The 12,372-nt window shown below is 64.1% G+C and carries 12 protein-coding genes and 1 pseudogene; 9 read left to right on the forward strand and 4 right to left on the reverse strand.

All coding sequences use genetic code 11. From position 1 onward, the window contains the following. Positions 1-2 precede the first annotated feature (2 nt). From ALC15_RS12700 to ALC15_RS12710, 3 genes are all read right to left on the reverse strand, one after another. Positions 3-941 (reverse strand): NAD-dependent epimerase/dehydratase family protein, encoded by a 939-nt coding sequence (locus tag ALC15_RS12700; RefSeq protein ID WP_094193852.1) that lies wholly within the window; start codon positions 939-941, stop codon positions 3-5. Positions 942-994: 53 nt separating this feature from the next. Further along, positions 995-1,915, reverse strand: a complete 921-nt coding sequence (locus tag ALC15_RS12705; protein ID WP_244486046.1) for a LysR family transcriptional regulator — start codon at positions 1,913-1,915, stop codon at positions 995-997. Between the two features lie 91 nt (positions 1,916-2,006). After that, the gene (locus ALC15_RS12710) at positions 2,007-3,560 is read right to left on the reverse strand and encodes a winged helix-turn-helix domain-containing protein (RefSeq protein ID WP_050627515.1); all 1,554 of its coding nucleotides are present in this window, start codon (positions 3,558-3,560) and stop codon (positions 2,007-2,009) included. A gap of 164 nt (positions 3,561-3,724) precedes the next feature. Here ALC15_RS12710 and ALC15_RS12715 point away from each other — a divergent pair, with 164 nt between their 5' ends. The 3 genes from ALC15_RS12715 (at position 3,725) to ALC15_RS12725 (ending at position 5,820) form a co-directional block, all read left to right on the forward strand. Further along, the gene (locus tag ALC15_RS12715) at positions 3,725-4,765 is read left to right on the forward strand and encodes an alpha/beta fold hydrolase (RefSeq protein WP_050627516.1); all 1,041 of its coding nucleotides are present in this window, start codon (positions 3,725-3,727) and stop codon (positions 4,763-4,765) included. 77 nt (positions 4,766-4,842) lie between these two features. Next, on the forward strand, positions 4,843-5,352 hold the full coding sequence (locus tag ALC15_RS12720) for a cytochrome P460 family protein (protein ID WP_050627517.1): 510 nt from the start codon (positions 4,843-4,845) through the stop codon (positions 5,350-5,352). 99 nt (positions 5,353-5,451) lie between these two features. Next, on the forward strand, positions 5,452-5,820 hold the full coding sequence (locus tag ALC15_RS12725) for an ArsC family reductase (protein WP_094193853.1): 369 nt from the start codon (positions 5,452-5,454) through the stop codon (positions 5,818-5,820). Positions 5,821-5,854: 34 nt separating this feature from the next. Here the strand turns inward: ALC15_RS12725 and ALC15_RS12730 are convergent, their stop codons facing one another. Then, positions 5,855-6,472: a hypothetical protein gene (locus ALC15_RS12730; protein WP_050627519.1), complete on the reverse strand. Its 618-nt coding sequence runs from the start codon at positions 6,470-6,472 to the stop codon at positions 5,855-5,857. Positions 6,473-6,927: 455 nt separating this feature from the next. Here ALC15_RS12730 and ALC15_RS12735 point away from each other — a divergent pair, with 455 nt between their 5' ends. The 6 genes and pseudogenes from ALC15_RS12735 (at position 6,928) to ALC15_RS12760 (ending at position 12,367) form a co-directional block, all read left to right on the forward strand. After that, positions 6,928-7,683: an ABC transporter ATP-binding protein gene (locus ALC15_RS12735; RefSeq protein ID WP_050419084.1), complete on the forward strand. Its 756-nt coding sequence runs from the start codon at positions 6,928-6,930 to the stop codon at positions 7,681-7,683. Further along, positions 7,676-8,418, forward strand: a pseudogene (locus ALC15_RS12740) (ABC transporter ATP-binding protein). The gene ALC15_RS12735 and the pseudogene ALC15_RS12740 overlap by 8 nt, the downstream one beginning before the upstream one ends. 41 nt (positions 8,419-8,459) lie before the next feature. Next, positions 8,460-9,680 carry an ABC transporter substrate-binding protein gene (locus ALC15_RS12745; RefSeq protein ID WP_050627520.1) on the forward strand — a complete coding sequence of 407 codons (1,221 nt, stop codon included), beginning with the start codon at positions 8,460-8,462 and terminating at the stop codon, positions 9,678-9,680. A 64-nt stretch (positions 9,681-9,744) separates the two neighbouring features. Further along, entirely contained in the window at positions 9,745-10,608 is an 864-nt protein-coding gene (locus tag ALC15_RS12750) for a branched-chain amino acid ABC transporter permease (RefSeq protein WP_021079811.1), read from the forward strand. A gap of 1 nt (position 10,609) precedes the next feature. Then, on the forward strand, positions 10,610-11,578 hold the full coding sequence (locus ALC15_RS12755; protein WP_050627521.1) for a branched-chain amino acid ABC transporter permease: 969 nt from the start codon (positions 10,610-10,612) through the stop codon (positions 11,576-11,578). A gap of 144 nt (positions 11,579-11,722) precedes the next feature. Further along, positions 11,723-12,367, forward strand: coding sequence for a DUF47 domain-containing protein (locus tag ALC15_RS12760; protein WP_050627522.1), 645 nt, complete (start codon positions 11,723-11,725; stop codon positions 12,365-12,367). Positions 12,368-12,372 lie beyond the last annotated feature (5 nt).

A 12,372-nucleotide genomic window follows, 5' to 3' on the forward strand; every position in this document is an offset into this window, starting at 1 on the left:
GCTTAAGCGACCGCCAACGCATAAGCGCGCAACTCGTCGATGATCGATACCCGCGAGGGATTCCAGCCGAGTTCGCGCTTCGCTTTCTCGCCCGAGATGATCTGATCGGAGGCGATCGCATCGGCGAAGCCCCAGAGGACCTTGCGCGCTTCGTCGAGCGGCCACGCCGCCACTCGGCCGCCGGCACCGCCTAACTCGCTCGCTGCGCGTGCGATCTCGACGAGCCGCGGCGCCGAACCGTGCACGCCATTGAAGACGGATCCCGCTGGTGCCCGTTCGAGCGCGAGCGCATAGAGATCGGCGAGGTCGTCGGCATGCACGGTCGACCAGCGATTTTGACCGTCACCGACATGAAGCGCCGCCCCATGTTGCTTGGCCGCAGCGACCATCATCATCGCGGCGCCGCCCCAGTTGCCATAGACCCAGGCAGGCCGGATAACGACCGGATGGACGCTCTCGGCTGCGGCCGCGAGGATCTCGCGTTCCAGCCCCTCGCGCCAACGGACCATCTCGACCGGGTTCAGTGGAGTGTCCTCGGTCGCGGGCGTGTCGCCCGTGGAGCCGTAGACCAAGCTGCCACTGGTATAGATGAAGCGCTGACCCGTTCCGCGCTGGGCTTCAAGGATTGCACGTGTCGCAATCTCATCGAGAGAAGAAGCGTTCTGGTCGTTGGGCGAGGCGGCATGGACGACGGCGTCCACGCCCCGCACCGCCGAGGCCAAGCTCGCCGTGTCGGCAAGCTCACCTAGCTCCACCACGAAGCCTCGGTCGAGCAGCTTGGCCGCGCTCGCTTCCGACCGGGCTAGCGCTACGATTTCATGACCTCTCTCCTTCAATCGATGCGCTACCGCACCGCCGATCAAGCCAGTAGCGCCCGTTACCAAAACTCGCATGTCGATCACCTCGTCAATTTCGGTGAATCCAACAAAGCGGAACGGCAACGCGGATGGAAATCGCGAGTCCTGATGTGGCGCTATCGATCTCGCCGATAGCGTCAAGCGGAGCCGGCGATTTTGGTGATGATGCCGCGCAGCCAGGCGATCGCCCCATGCGTATCGGCCCGCCGGTGCCACATCAAATGGAGCGGCCAGGTGGGCAGTTCGAGCGGCGGATCATACATGGCGATGCCAACTCCGGTATCAGCGAACCTTCGCGCGACCCGGGAGGCCAGCGTCCCGACGAGGTCGGTTCCGGCGATCACGAACGGTGCGGCCAGAAATTGCGGCAAGCTCAGCACGACGCGCCGTTCGAGGCCGAGATCGGCAAGCCTTCGATCGACGATCCCGGAATGGTCGCCTTCCGGGGAGACCAGAAGATGCGGCGCCGCTGCGAAGGCCTTGAGGTTTGGACCGCCTGCGAACGCCGGGTGTCCCTCTCGCGCGACGCAGGCAAAGTTCTCAAAAAACAGCGGGCTGCTGATGATGCGCGCCGACGTCTCGACGGGAAAACCGATTGCGAGGTTCGCTTCGCCGCTGTCGAGCAGCGCGATCGCTTCGTCTCGTCCGAACATTCCGCAGACGCGCACGTTGATGTGCGGGGCATCGATGCTGAGGCGGGCCATGAGCGGCGGCAACAGGACGAACGCCGCATAGTCGCTCATCGCGAGTGTGACGGTATTGTCGGATGTCGCGGGGTCGAAGCTATCGGCCTGTAGCGCGCTTCGGAGAAGCCGGAGCGCATCCGAGACGGGACCAGCAAGGTCATGGGCGCGGGGCGTCGGCTGCATGCCTGAGGGCGTTCGCACGAAGAGCTCATCCCCAAGAAGCTCTCGCAAGCGCGTGAGTGCTCCGCTCATCGCCGACTGGCTGAGGCCGATCCGCGATCCGGCACGCGTCACGTGACGCTCCGCGTACAACGCATCAAAGGCCTTCATCAAGTTGAGGTCGAAACCGGCTATATCCATGCGGCCGATCATAAGCGGATGCGCTGAACGGGGATAGCGGCCATACGCCAAGCGCACACCCTTCGACCGCGCCGGTCGGGATCGTCGCGTTCGCAGAGCGGCGTTAGTCCGGGACGCCGGCAGCCTTGAGCGTATCACGATAGGTCGCGGACATCGCTTGCACCGGAAACGGAATGCGCGACATGAATCCGGAAATCGAAAATTCCGGATCGACCTTGAGCAGTTCGCGCGCGATCTGGGTTGCGCGCGCGGTCTCGCCGGTCTTGACCAGCGCCACGATCAGGACGCGCAGGGCGACTGCGAAGCGGCGGTTCTGCGCCAGCGCCTTGTCGGCCCATGTCACCGCTTCGGCGAAATTGTCGTCGAGCACCGCGCAGATCGCGAGCGCTGCGGAGGCGAACCAGCCGCGCGGGTCGCGCGGGTTCAGCCGCTGCGCGCGCTCGATCATGGCGCGGCCGGCCTGCTGGTTGCCGCGCATCGCCTCGACCCAGCCGCCGAGCACCAGCGCCATCGCCGAGTTCGGATTGATCGCAAGCGAGCGCTCGAACAATTCGCGCGCGGGCTCGATCTCGTCGGCCATGTTCCAGATCGCGAACGCCGCCATCCACAGCACCTGCGGATCGCCGGACGTAAGCTCGACCGCGCGCCAGGCCTGCGCGACCGCGCGCTCCCGGTAGGAGTCATCAGGCTTCAGCCAGCCCTGGACATGGCGCATCGCATGGCAATAGGCCGACGCAGCAAGCGCCGGCGCGTAGTTCGGATCGAGCGCCAGCGCCTGGTCGAGGCAGTCGAGCGCGGCTTCCATGCTCTCGGGCGTGAACTCGTAGCGAAGACTGTAGGCGCGCAGCAGCAGATCGTAGGCGTCGAGCTTGTCGGGCGGCGCGGCCCGCACCCGCTCGGCCTCGGCGACCAGCATGGTCGGCTCGATCGCGCCGACCACGTTCTCGGTGATGCGGTCCTGCAGGTCGAACACGTCGTTCGCTGCGCCGTCGAACCGGTCGGCCCACAGATGCGCGCCGGAGGTTGCGTCGATCAACTGTCCGGTGATGCGCAGGCGGTCGCCGCCACGGCGGACGCTGCCTTCGAGCACGTAGCCGACGCCGAGCTCGCGGCCGACCTGGCGGATATCGACTGCCTTGCCCTTGTAGGTGAAGGCCGAGTTGCGCGCGATCACGGTGAGGCGGCTGCACCGGGCGAGTGCGGTGGTGATGTCCTCGGCGATCCCGTCGGCGAAATAATCCTGCTCGGCGTCGCCGCTCATGTTGGTGAACGGCAGCACCGCGATCGACGGGCCCTCGCTCGGCCGTGGCGGGGTGGCGTTATCAGCGGCCGGATGCGTGGGCGCGCTGTCCTCCCTGACTTCGCCGACAAAGCGGAGACCTTTGCGGGGCAGGGTGCGGATCAGCCGTTGCTCCTCGCCATTGTCGCCGATCGCTGTGCGCGCGGCGTTGACCCGGCTGCTCAGGGTCGCCTCCGAGACGATCCGCCCGTGCCAGACCGCGGCCAGCACCTGGTCGCGGCTGACGACGCGGTCGCGGGTACGGATCAGGAATTCCAGGAGGTCGAAGACCTGCGGCTCGACGGCCACCAGGGCATCGCCGCGGCGCAGCTCCCGGCGCTCGGAATCGAGGGTCAAGTCGTTGAAATGATAGGTCAAATCGAAGAGTCCGGCGGCCGGCGGCTGAGTCCGCGGCGGAACCTAGCACAGGCCGGGCGGAGCCAAAATCACGACGGTCTGAAGGACAAATCCACGTCCTCTGAAAGCGGACGGGTTCGGTCTCTGCGATATTCAGCCCCGACACCAGACTTAAGGAGATCGCCATGTCCCAATCGATCAATCAACAACGCCGCCGCTTCCTCGGTATCGCCGGCGGGATCCTCGCCGTTTCCCGGTTCGGCTTGATCGGATCGGCCAGTGCGCAGGCCAAGGCGGCAGCGCCCGCGGTCAAGGTCGGCGCCCATACCTCGATCGGTCCGGTCAAGCAGATCAATGCCGGCGTGCTCGACACCGGCTATGTCGAGATGGGTCCGGCGTCCGGTCCCGCCGTCATCCTGCTGCACGGCTGGCCCTACGACATCCATAGCTATGCCGACGTCGCGCCGGCGCTGGCGGAGGCCGGTTACCGCGTGATCGTGCCGCATCTGCGCGGCTACGGCAGCACGCGCTTCCTCTCCAGCGATACCAAGCGTAGCGGCCAGCCGGTCGCGGTCGCCGCCGACATCATTGCCTTGATGGATGCCCTGAAGATCGAGAAGGCCGTGCTCGGCGGCTATGACTGGGGTGCGCGCACCGCCAACATCATGGCGGTGCTCTGGCCCGAGCGCTGCAAGGCGATGGTCTCGGTCAGCGGCTATTTGATCGGCAGCCAGGCGGCCGGCAAGGTGCCGCTGCCGCCGAAGGCCGAGCTGCAATGGTGGTACCAGTTCTATTTCGCGACCGAGCGCGGCCGCGAGGGCTATGCCAAGAACCGGCACGACTTCAACAAGCTGATCTGGCAGCTCGCTTCGCCGCAGTGGAAGTTCGATGACGCCACTTACGACCGCAGCGCCGTTGCCTTCGAGAACCCCGACCATGTCGATGTCGTGATCCACAATTACCGCTGGCGGCTCGGGCTCGCCGAGGGCGAGGCGAAGTACGACGCCTTCGAGAAGACGCTGGCCCAGGCGCCCGTGATCGCGATCCCGACCATCACGATGGAGGGCGATGCCAACGGCGCGCCGCACCCGGAGCCCGCGGCCTATGCCAAGAAGTTCTCCGGGCATTACGAGCATCGCCAACTGCCCGGCGGCATCGGCCACAATTTGCCGCAGGAGGCGCCGCAGGCCTTCGTGCAGGCGATCATCGACGTCAGCAAGGTCTAGAGCGTTTTCGAGCGAAGTGGGTATCGGTTCGCGTGAAGAAACGCGTCAAACAAGAGCGGGCGGGCAGACGACATATCATGAGACAGGTTATGAAATGGGCAGCTGCCGCGATCGCGGCAGCCTGCATCAGCGCGTCATTGCCGTTTGCCCTCGGGCATGCCGACGACGCGGCACTGGCATCGCCGATCTTCGGCGTGAAAATCCCCGACGGCTATCGCGACTGGAAGCTGATCGCGGTCGGTGAGGAGACCGGGCTCGACGAGCTGCGCAGCGTGCTCGGCAACGCCACTGCCGTGAAGGCCTATCAGGACGGCGCCGCGCGTTTCCCCGACGGCACCGTGCTGGTCAAGCTCGCCTGGAAGCGCAAGCCGGTCGCGGGCCTCGACGGCGCCTTCATCACGGGGCCGGCGACCACCGTGCAGGTCATGGTCAAGGACTCCGCCAAATATGCCGCGACCGGCGGCTGGGGCTTTGGCCGCTTCATCGACGGCAAGCCGGTCGATGCCGCCCAGCACGAGACCTGCTTCGCCTGCCACGAGGCCCATGCCAGCGATCACGATTTCGTCTTCACGCACTACGCGCGTTGAGTGCCGGCAATATCGGTGTGGAGACCTGATGGCTCCGATCTGGCGCTGTGATTAGAGCAGGGCTAGTTTCCCCGCTGCAATCGCATGCGGGGAACGGCTTTGACCATCACCATCTACGGCATCAAGAACTGCGATACCATGAAGAAGGCGCGCACCTGGCTCGACGATCACGGCGTCGCCTACGACTTCCACGACTACAAGACGGCCGGGATCGCCAAGGACAAGCTCAAGCAGTGGAGCGAGGAGGTCGGCTGGGAGACGCTGCTCAACCGCGCCGGCACCACCTTCAAGAAGCTGCCCGATGCCGACAAGGAAGGCCTGAACGAGCGCAAGGCCCTGGCGCTGATGGCCGAGCAGCCCTCGATGATCAAGCGTCCGGTGCTCGACCTCGGACCGAAGCGCGTGGTCGGCTTCAAGCCGGATATCTATGCCAAGGAAGTGCCGGCGAAAGTGCGCAACAAGGGCTGACGCGTTCTGTGTGACACGATGCCGGTTCGTGGAGCTAGATCAGCTCGACCGTATCCTGGCTCGCCGTATGATCCGCCGGCACGAACCTGCGGTCGATCACCGCGCGCACCGTGACGACCGGGACCGACTTCGCCTTCACGCCCATCAGATTGTGCAGCCGGAAGCCGCCCTCGATACTGATCGCCTTGTAGGAGCCGATGATGTGCTCGACGCGCTCGCCGCGTCCGAACGGCAGCAGCAATCGCTCATAGGACACGTCCTTGCCATCGGCGTCGGTGACTTCCGCGACGGTGTAGGTCGGACGCTTGCGCGCGAGGCAGGCGCGATACGACAGGATCACGCCGGCATAGCGCTCCGGGCCGATCGCGTCGTCGAGATAACGGTCGGTGCGCTGCTGCGGCTCGACGTGCTCGTTGCCGTAGGCCGTGGTCAGCCGCGCGCCTTCCTGCGTGATCAGGAAGCGCGCGTCGTCACCGCTGCCGACCACGTCGAAGCCCATCATGTCGGCGCGCTCGTCGGCGCTGCCTTCGGTGTGGAAGTCGCATAGCAAGGGAAGGGTGTCCGGCGTGCGCACCGCGCGCAGCCAGGCGTTCAACTGCACCCGTTGCGTGATCGATTTGACCACCGATGGATCGGCACTCTGGAATGGCATCGGCTAGCCGAAGCGTGGGGTGGTTGGGCCGCGGTCATAAAGCCGCAGCCACGCGTTCAGGACATCGCGCTGTCGGATCGACTTGATGACCGGGGAATTGGCGTTCTCGAAATGCAAGGCTCTAGCCGTTCATAATCCAATGGCGGAAGCTTCGGCGAGAGGCGGAAATATTCTATGAAAAGGAAAGTCCGGAGCAAAACAGCCTTAATGGCGGCTTTCCGAGGCGCAAAGCCCGTTCAAATACCATTCGACTAAGGATCAACCGGAACTGGTCGCATCGATACTGCACTGCACAGCTTTCCACCTTGCGTAACCGCCGCATATGACGGCATATTCCGGCCCGGAGGCGACAGGCCCCGGACGGTTTCCAAGACGTACGGACAACCTGTCGGACATGAAAAAAGCTGGCCACGCGGGCGACGGGCTTCGCGGCGATGGCGTATGGGGGAATCTATTTGGCCGATGAGTTCATTCTCGAAACCAGCGGATTGACCAAGGAATTCGCGGGTTTCTTCGCCGTTCGCGACGTTGCGCTCAAGGTGCGTCGCGGCAGTATCCATGCGTTGATCGGGCCGAACGGCGCCGGCAAGACCACCTGTTTCAATCTGCTCACCAAATTCCTGAAGCCGACCGGCGGGCAGATTCGCTACAAGGGCCAGGACATCACCGCGATGCCGCCGGCCGACGTGGCGCGGCTCGGGCTGGTCCGCTCGTTCCAGATTTCGGCGGTATTTCCGCATCTGACCGCGCTCGAAAACGTGCGCGTCGCGCTGCAGCGCCAGCACGGGTCGTCATTCGATTTCTGGCGCTCGAAGAGCGTGCTCGATCGCTTCAATCCGCGCGCCCATGAGCTCTTGAACGACGTCGGCTTGAGCGAGTTCGCCAACACGCCGGCGGTCGAGATGCCGTACGGCCGCAAGCGCGCACTTGAAATTGCAACGACGCTCGCGCTCGACCCCGAGATGATGCTGCTCGACGAGCCGATGGCCGGCATGGGCCATGAGGACATCGACAAGATCGCGGCGCTGATCAAGCGGATCTCGGCCAAATACACCATCCTGATGGTCGAACATAACCTCTCGGTGGTAGCCAACCTCTCCGACATCATCACCGTGCTGACGCGCGGGCAGGTGCTGGCGGAGGGCAATTACGCCGACCTCTCCAAGGACGAGCGCGTGAAGGAAGCCTATCTGGGAGCGGGTCATGGCTGAGGCAAAACTGGCGGAGAGGCCCGCGGCTGCGGCCGGCGCGAGGTGCTGACGATTCAGGACCTGCAGGCCTGGTACGGTGAATCGCACATCCTTCACGGCATCAATTTCAACGTCAGGGCAGGCGAGGTGGTGACATTGCTCGGCCGCAACGGCGCCGGCAAGACCACCACGCTGAAGTCGATCATGGGCGTCATCAACAAGCGCACCGGCTCGATCCGCTTCGACAACAAGGAGATCATCCGCGCCACCTCGGACAAGATCGCGCGGCTCGGCATCGCCTTCTGTCCCGAGGAGCGCGGCATCTTCTCGAGCCTCGACGTGCGCGAGAACCTGATGCTGCCGCCGGTGGTGCGTCCGGGCGGCCTGCCGCTCGACCAGATATTCACGCTGTTTCCGAACCTGAAGGAACGTCTCACCAGCCAGGGCACCAAGCTGTCGGGCGGCGAGCAGCAGATGCTGGCGATCGCGCGCATCCTGCGCACCGGCGCGCGTTTCCTGATGCTGGACGAGCCGACCGAAGGTTTGGCGCCGGTCATCATTCAGCAGATCGGGCACACCATTGCGCGCCTGAAGTCGCAGGGCTTCACCATCCTGTTGGTCGAGCAGAATTTCCGTTTCGCCTCGACCGTTGCCGACCGCTACTACATCGTCGAGCACGGCAAGGTGATCGACGGCTTCGCCAATTCCGAGCTGTCCGCCAACATGGACAAGCTGCATACCTATCTCGGCGTCTGAACTCGCCCGAGCCAGAAAATTTAAGAACTGAGGAAATACCCATGAAGAACACGATTTCTGCGCTTCTGCTCGGCACCGCGATGGCGCTCAGCGCTGTCGGCGTTGCCTCCGCCGACGACAAGGTCGTCAAGATCGGCGTGTTGTCGGATCAGTCCGGCCTCTATGCGGACCTCGCCGGCCCCGGCTCGACGCTGGCGGCCCAGATGGCGATCGAGGATTCCGGCCTCAAGGCCAAGGGCTGGACCATCGATTTGATCTCGGGCGATCACCAGAACAAGCCCGACATCGGTACCACCATCGCGCGCCAGTGGTTCGACGTCGACAAGGTCGACACCATCGTCGACGTGCCGAATTCCGGCGTCGCGCTCGCGGTCAACAACGTCGTCAAGGAAAAGAACGGCGTCTACATCAATTCGGGCGCCGCGACCTCGGATCTCACCAACGCGCAGTGCACGCCGAACACGGTGCACTGGACCTACGACACCTACATGCTGGCGCACGCCACCGGTCAGGCGCTGGTGAAGGCGGGCGGGGACACCTGGTTCTTCCTGACCGCGGACTACGCGTTCGGCGCGGCGCTGGAGCGCGATACCACCGCGGTCATCACCGCCAATGGCGGCAAGGTGGTCGGCGGCGTGAAGCACCCGCTCAACACCGCTGACTTCTCCTCCTTCCTGCTGCAGGCGCAGGCCTCCAAGGCCAAGATCATCGGTCTGGCCAATGCCGGCGGCGACACCACCAACTCGATCAAGCAGGCTGCCGAGTTCGGCATCGTCAAGGGCGGCCAGAAGCTCGCCGCGCTGCTGCTGTTCCTCACCGACGTCAAGGCGATTGGCCTCGAGACCGCACAGGGCCTCAACTTCACCGAGACGTTCTACTGGGACCTCAACGACAACACCCGGGCGTTCTCGAAGCGCTTCGCGGAGAAGATGAAGAACGGTGCGCCCCCGACCATGGTGCAGGCCGGCGTCTATGCGGGCCTGTTGCATTACTTCAAGGCGCTGGAAGCGCTCGGCGGCAATCCGCACGACGGCGCCAAGGTGGTCGCGAAGATGAAGACGATCCCGACCGACGATCCCCTGTTCGGCAAGGGCGAGGTCGAGGCCAACGGCCGCGTCACCCACGACGCCTATCTGTTCGAAGTCAAGAAGCCCTCGGAGTCCAAGGGCCCGTGGGACTTCTACAAGCTGGTCGGCACCGTGCCGGGCAACCAGGCCTTCACGCCGCTCGACAAGAGCACCTGTGCGCTTCTGAAGAAGTGACGATCACGCCCGCCGGCCATGGGCGTGGCCGGCGGGCTTCATCTATCCAGCGAAAGCTCATTCGATGCAGGCTCTCTACGCACAGCTTCTGGTGGGACTGATCAACGGCTCGTTCTACGCGCTGCTCAGTCTGGGGCTCGCCGTCATCTTCGGCATGCTCAACATCATCAATTTCGCGCACGGCGCGCTCTACATGATGGGCGCCTTCGTGGCGTACTTCCTGCTCAATCTGGGCGGTATCAATTACTGGTGGGCGCTGATCATCGCACCAGTCATCGTCGGCATCTTCGGCATGATCCTCGAACGGACCATGCTGCAATGGCTCGCCGGGCTCGACCATCTCTACGGACTGCTGCTGACGTTCGGCATCGCTCTGATCGTGCAGGGCGTGTTCCAGAACTATTTCGGCTCCTCGGGCCTGCCTTACTCGATCCCCGATCAGCTCAAGGGCGGCGTCAACCTCGGCTTCATGTTCCTGCCGATCTATCGCGGCTGGGTCGTCATTTTCTCGCTGGTGGTGTGCCTTGCCACCTGGTTCCTGATCGAGAAGACGCAGCTCGGCGCCTACCTGCGCGCCGCCACCGAGAATCCGACGCTGGTGCGCGCCTTCGGCATCAACGTGCCGCGCATGATCACGCTGACCTACGGGCTCGGCGTCGGCCTTGCCGCGCTCGCCGGCGTCTTGTCGGCGCCAATCAACCAGGTCCGCCCGCTGATGGGCGCCGACCTCATCATCGTTGTGTTCGCGGTGGTCGTGATCGGCGGCATGGGCTCGATCATGGGCTCGATCATCACCGGCTTCGCGCTCGGCGTGATCGAGGGACTGACCAAGTTTTTTTATCCCGAAGCCTCCAACACCGTGGTGTTTGTCCTGATGGTGGTGGTGTTGCTGGTGAAGCCAACGGGACTGACGGGACGGGCGGCCTGATATGTCAGCATTGACCGACGATACACTTCCGGTGACGCCGCGCGCGATGCGCGACGAGATGATCGTATTCGCCGTGATGGCCGCACTGCTGGCGGTGGTGCCGTTCACGGGGATCTATCCGTTCTTCGTGATGCAGGCGCTGTGCTTTGCGCTGCTGGCCTGCGCCTTCAACCTGCTGATCGGCTATGGCGGCCTGCTGTCGTTCGGCCATGCCATGTTCCTCGGCACCGCCGGCTACGTCTCGGCGCATGCGCTGAAGGTCTGGGGGCTGCCGCCGGAGCTCGGCATCGTGGTCGGCACGGCTGCTGCGGCCTTGCTCGGACTCGTCACCGGCTACATCTCGATCAAGCGCCAGGGCATCTACTTCTCGATGATCACGCTGGCGCTGTCGCAGCTGCTTTACTTCCTTTATCTGCAGGCGCCGTTCACCCACGGTGAGGACGGCATCCAGGGCATCCCGCAGGGCCATCTGCTCGGGATCTTCGATCTGTCGAAGCCGATCGTGCTGTACTACGTCGTGCTGGTCGGCTTCCTGGCGGGCTTCCTGCTGATCTACCGGACCATCAACTCGCCGTTCGGCGAGGTGTTGAAGTCGATCCGCGAAAACGAGCCGCGCGCGATCTCGCTCGGCTACAAGACCGACCAGTACAAGCTGCTGGCCTTCATCCTGTCGGGCACGCTGGCGGGCTTCGCCGGCTCACTGAAGGTGTTCGTGGCGCAGAACGCCTCGCTGACCGACGTGCACTGGTCGATGTCCGGTGAAATCGTGCTGATGACGCTGGTCGGCGGCCTCGGCACCATCTTCGGTCCGGTGGTCGGCGCCTTCGTGATCATCGCCATGCAGCAATATCTTGCCGGTTTCGGCCAGTGGGTGACGGTGATCCAGGGCGTGATCTTCGTCTCCTGCGTGCTGCTGTTCCGGCGCGGCCTTGTCGGCGAGCTGGCCCACCTGTTGCGGCGGTCGCTGTAGGGCAGGCCGGGCGAATTTCGGCCGATATAGCGGTGGACGACCGCCCGTTCGGGCGGTCGTGTCAGGTATTTTCCCCGCCGGATGCTCTATGACAGTTCTGTGACAGTCGTTAAAAGGGCTGTCCCGGAACGATGGAACTGAGACATGCTGCGCTGGTTTCGCGCCTTTCTGCCCAAGGAAGAGCGCTTTTTCGACCTGTTCGCCCGCCACGCCCAGACCTCGGTGCAGTGCTCGTTGGCGCTGCAGGACATGCTGAAGGGCGGGGATGAGACCCCGGTCTTCTGCCAGCGGGTCAATCAGTTCGAGAACGACGCCGACAGTGTCACCCGCGAGGTGCTGACTGCGGTTCGCCGTACCTTCATCACCCCGTTCGACCGCGGCGACATCAAGAACCTGATCACGTCGATGGATGACGCGGTCGACCAGATGCAGGCGACCGCGAAGGCGGTCATGCTGTTCGAGGTGCGCGAGTTCGAGCCGCCGATGCGCGAGATCGGCACCCTTATCGTGGAATGCGCCAACCTGGTCGTCCGCGCGCTGCCCTTGTTGCAGGGCATCGGCCAGAACGTCTCGATGCTGACCCAGATCACCGAGGAACTGACCAAGCTCGAGGGCCGGGTCGACGATCTCCATGACATCGGGCTCAAGGAATTGTTCCTGAAGCACCGCGATGCCAACACGATGGACTTCATCGTCGGTGCGGAGATCTACGATCACCTCGAGAAGGTGGCCGACCGTTTCGACGACGTCGCCAACGAGATCAATTCGATCGTGATCGAACAGGTTTAGGGCAG

The organism is Bradyrhizobium viridifuturi (assembly GCF_001238275.1).
In the GTDB taxonomy this organism is placed as follows: Bacteria; Pseudomonadota; Alphaproteobacteria; order Rhizobiales; family Xanthobacteraceae; genus Bradyrhizobium; species Bradyrhizobium viridifuturi.